General features: G+C 67.5%; 3 protein-coding genes. All 3 read left to right on the top strand.

Annotated elements, in window-relative coordinates:
• Positions 1-305 precede the first annotated feature (305 nt).
• Positions 306-878 carry a hypothetical protein gene (locus ACFWW8_RS38190; protein WP_386537456.1) on the top strand — a complete coding sequence of 191 codons (573 nt, stop codon included), beginning with the start codon at positions 306-308 and terminating at the stop codon, positions 876-878.
• Positions 879-919: 41 nt separating this feature from the next.
• Entirely contained in the window at positions 920-1,687 is a 768-nt protein-coding gene (locus tag ACFWW8_RS38185) for a transposase (protein ID WP_386537453.1), read from the top strand.
• A gap of 473 nt (positions 1,688-2,160) precedes the next feature.
• A complete protein-coding gene (locus ACFWW8_RS38180) occupies positions 2,161-3,423 on the top strand; it encodes an MFS transporter (protein WP_386537451.1) in 1,263 nt (420 codons plus the stop codon).
• The last annotated feature ends 616 nt before the right edge of the window (positions 3,424-4,039 follow it).

Raw genomic sequence — 4,039 nt, 5'->3', positions numbered from 1 at the left:
GGTAGGCGAGCCCAACAACAAGATCAAGACAACGTGTTAATGATCTGCAAGCCCTAAGGGCTGTCCCGTAATGATCAAGGAAGAGTGCGGCTCCGCCCTCTGGCTGGATGACCCCTGGGGCTCCGGGAGCGGTTGAATGCCCTGGTGACGGACTGGACGCAGGTAGTGGACGCCCACGGGGAGACTGAGCGAGTGCCGGTGCTTCTCGATTTGGTTGAGCGCGAGGAAGCTCCCGAGGCATGGAGGAGCTTTGGGATCGTTTATGCCTGCACGGTGAGACTGTCTCGCCGGCGAGCTTTACCGCTGTGCCCCGCTTGGCGGACCTGGCCCCCGCAACTGCGCAGGCTCTTGAACTGGCGGGCGCCATCGCGCGCGGCACTTTGCAGCATCCTGACGGGGAAGTCCTGCTCGCGGGCCGTCCGGAGGTGCTCAGCCGACTGCGCGACCTGGCGGACCAGCGACTGCGGAGCCGCCCTGCCGAGTACGACCGGGTCTTCGGTGATCTGCTCGCGCTCGCGGGGCAGTACCACTGGAGTGCCGCCCTGGAGAACTTCGCCGACGACTTCTACACGGTGCCCTGTCCGCACTGCGGGGCGGAGGTGACCATCGCGATCGGGGCCTACGGCTTTTACTCGGCCATCCGTGACTGGGATCGTGGCGACGTCGAGCGGCGGGAGCTGCTGCCGGCCCAAGTCGAGGAGCTTCCCGACCCCGGCCGCTGGATGCACGCCACGGCGGTCCGCGACGGGCAACAGCGCATCGCGGAGGGCATCAGGCACCTCTTCGGTCGTGCTGAGTGCCCGACTTGCGCCAGTGCGTTCAGCGTCGCGGACGCCTACACGAGCGCGAACCTTCCCCCAGCGCTGGAGACTGCCTGAGCTGGGGGAAAGGCGTGATCTTCGCCTGTCGTGATCTTGGTATGACTGGCGTGATCATGGCTTCGGAGCCTTCGTGGATAGTCCCGTTCACCGGGCTGAGCCCGCAGCTCTTCCGCAAGCTGATCACCGTCCTTCGCCGTGAGGGCGCGGACGAGGTCCGCCGGGGGCGCCCGTGGTCACTGCCGCTTGAGGATCGGGTCCTGCTTGTGGCCGTCTACTGGCGAACCAACCTGACGCTGCGGCAGACCGCGCCGCTGTTCGGCATCTCGAAGTCCGCGGCCGACCGGATAGTCACCAGCACGGCGCCGTTGCTCGCGCTCAAGCAACGGCAGCGGCTCCGCAAGGGCACCGTGCTCATCGTGGACGGCACTCTCGTGCCCACCCGCGACCACACGATCGCGGAGCAGTCGAAGAACTATCGATACTCCACGAACCACCAAGTCGTCATCGATGCAAACAGCCACCAGGTCGTTGTCGTGGGTCGTCCGATGCCTGGCAACCGCAACGACTGCAAGGCCTGGTCCGAGTCCGGCGCAAAAGCCGCCGTCGGCAGGACTGCAACGATTGCCGACGGCGGCTATCTGGGAACCGGGCTGATCATTCCCCACCGCCGTCCTGCTGGCGGGGACCTGTGTGACTGGAAGCGCGAGCACAACCGTTCCCACAAGCAGGTCCGAGCCCGCGTCGAGCACGTCTTCGCGCGCATGAAGACCTGGAAGATCCTGCGTGACTGCCGCCTCAAGGGCGACGGAGTTCACCACGCCATGCTCGGCATCGCCCGCCTGCACAACCTCCTCCGGGCCGAGTAGCAGGCTCAGTCCCGTCTCTACGAAGCAGCCGACCGTGCTCCCAAGATCAATTGCGGGACAAGCCTTAGCCGCGTTATAGCTGCAGGCTTTCTGTCCGGAGGGTCACCGGATGCCCCCGCAGGACACGATCTACGACGTGCATACCCTTCTGGTTGGCGATCGCGCGGGCCATGGGATCGCTTCCTGGGCCGGACTACGACGCAACGTGCTGCCCGGCGGTGCTGATGGGCTCCACCGTCGTCCGGTGAGCCGGACCAGCCTCCCCACTCTCTTCTCGCCGCGCGCCTGCTCACCGCTGACGACGAGCCCATGGATGGGACCGCCGACGGACACCCGGGGCGCGCGAAACACCGATCGGCTTCCGCTGGCCGGATGGGCAGGGGCTACTCAGGTAAGGAACGGATCGACCTGTTTGGCTGGCGCTAAGCCCCCGGTGGCGGGCGGCCCCACCCACCCCCTCCGATTGGCTACCCGTGTCGTCCTTGGTTCCCTCTGTGCTTCGAAAAGAGCCCCAGTTCACCCGGCTCTTCCTCGGGCAGTCCCTGTCAGTCCTGGGGGACCGCGTCTCCTTCGTGGCGGTGCCCTTCGGCGTGCTCGCGGTCGATGGGTCTGCATCGGACGTCGGACTGGTGGCCGCCGCCGGGCTGGTGCCTGTCCTCCTTTTCACCCTCATTGCTGGGGTGTGGGCCGACCGTTTCCCGCGCCACCGCATCATGTTGGTCTCCGACCTGGTCCGGTTCGGCGTTCAGGCGACCGTCGCCGTCCTGCTTTTGACCGGTCGGGCCACCGTCACCCATCTCGTCGTGCTCATGGGGGTCTTCGGAACAGCGGACGCGTTCTTCATGCCGGCGGCGACCGGCCTGCTCCCGCTCGTCGTGAGTGCCGGGAGGCTACGGGAGGCCAACGCGCTGCGGGGCTTCGCCCAGTCGACCGGTTTGGTACTCGGCCCTGCCCTGGCCGGCGGCCTCCTCGCGCTGACCGGGCCCGGCGGTGCGCTGGCCCTCGACGCACTAACGTTCGCCGCCAGCGCCGCATTCCTGGCCGGGCTGCGCCCGCGTGCTACAGGTGCCGTACCGCCCGCTGCGGGCCGATCGGCGTTCCTGGACGATATGCGCACGGGCTGGCGGCACGTGCGTAGCCGTAGCTGGGTATGGGCGTCGATGGTGGCCATGGGGGTCTTCCATGTCGTCGTGCTGCCCTCAGTCTTCGTTCTCGGGCCGGTCCTGGCCGAACGCGATTGGGGGGGTGCAGCCAGCTGGTCGACGGTGGTTGCCGCCTTCGGCGTCGGATCCATCGCGGGAAATGCCGTCGCATACCGGCTTCGTCTGACGCGTCCCTTGGCCGTGGCTGCCACAGCGCTGGCCGTGGGAACATGCCAAGCTGTGATCATCGGCTCCGGCGCGCCCCTCGTCGTGATAGCGGTCCTTGAAGCCGTCACCGGTGCCGCCGTCTCGCTCTTCTTCGTCCTGTGGGAGACGGTCCTGCAGACCCACGTGCCCGATCATGCCCTGTCTCGCGTAGCCTCATTCGACTACCTGCTGTCGACCGGGCTCATGCCTCTGGGACTGGCACTGGCGGGGCCGATCTCGGATGCCGCAGGGATCCGGACGACGCTGTGCGCGATGACCGCGTTGGCACTTCCGTGCGCTCTGGCGCTCCTCTGCGTGCCTGCCGTACGTCAGCTGACCGCCCACGCTCCGCCGGTACGGGACGCCGCGGGAGCCCCAGCCCCCTGACTGCCGGATCCCGGGCTCGGCGAGGGGGGCGAGCCGACGCACCGGTGTCAGGCCGCACGGGAACCGGGACCGCGTTCCGCCTGGCTGGTCACTCCGAAGTCCTTGTAGGCACGCTGCAAACAGATGGGCACCGTGCGCTTCGACAGATGGAGCCGCTCGGCGATGTCTAGTCCCTTCGCACCGCAGCAGGTTGTTTTGCGTGGTGTGCGCCGCGGCCTCGAAGGCAACAGCCAGGGGCCCGACGGCAGCCAACGCTGCTTCCCACAATCCCAGTTCGGATGGATCACCGGTGGCCGGGGCGGCGACGAAGCGGAGCCGGGCCGGTGCCAGTGGGCCGCCGCAGCGGGGCGGTAGCTCGAGCGCCTCGCGGGGTGCGCCCATCCGGGCCGAGTACGTCGCAGGCCGCCCAGGTCAGGTCCATCGTTCTGGTCATGGTCACGCTCAGGATTTTGTGTTCCGATGCGGTACTGCGGTCGGCGCTCTGCAGTATCGCCTCTGTTTCGCGGAACTCGGTGCGCTCACAGTGCGCGTCGCCGAGCAGCACTTTTCTAAGACCGTGTCCTATGTGGTGAGGCGGATCAGCCGTTTGTAGCAGCAGAGGGTGGCGGCGAGGCCG

The sequence above is a fragment of the Streptomyces sp. NPDC058701 genome (genome assembly GCF_042715295.1).
GTDB lineage: Bacteria > Actinomycetota > Actinomycetes > Streptomycetales > Streptomycetaceae > Streptomyces.
The sequence above is the reverse complement of the archived record's forward strand: the minus strand, read 5'-3'. Positions and strand labels throughout refer to the sequence as shown.

Coding starts and splice junctions, on each gene's coding strand:
- ACFWW8_RS38185 (WP_386537453.1), top strand. CDS start 920: ATGACTGGCGTGATCATGGCTTCGGAGCCTTCGTGGATAGTCCCGTTC.